Below are 351 nucleotides of genomic sequence, written 5' to 3' on the forward strand. Positions count from 1 at the left end.
GCACAGCTGGTGCAGCTTGTAGACCGAGCGCCAGGGCGAGATATGGTCGTGCAGCGTGCCGACCAGGAACACCGGCTGGCGGATGTCGCCGAGCGACACCGTGCGCCCCTCGACGCGGTAGCTGCTCGTGGCCAGCGCGTTGCGCAGGTACAGCGCCGTGAGGTATTCATGGTGCATGCGTGCCGGCATGCGCGTGGTGTCCGCGTTCCAGGCCATCAGATCGCTTTGCTGGTCGCGCTCGCCCAGCAGGTACTGGCGCATGCGCCGTGCCCAGACCAGGTCGCGCGCGTGCAGGAACTGGAACGAGCCGGCCATTTGCCGGCCCGAGAGGTAACCCTGGCTGCGCGTGAT

General features: G+C 67.8%; 1 pseudogene. It reads right to left on the bottom strand.

What is annotated here, in order from left to right:
• Nucleotides 1-351: pseudogene (locus QZH66_RS18875) on the bottom strand (poly-beta-hydroxybutyrate polymerase); the annotation flags it as partial.

This window comes from Stenotrophomonas sp. YIM B06876 (assembly GCF_030711595.1).
GTDB lineage: Bacteria > Pseudomonadota > Gammaproteobacteria > Xanthomonadales > Xanthomonadaceae > Stenotrophomonas.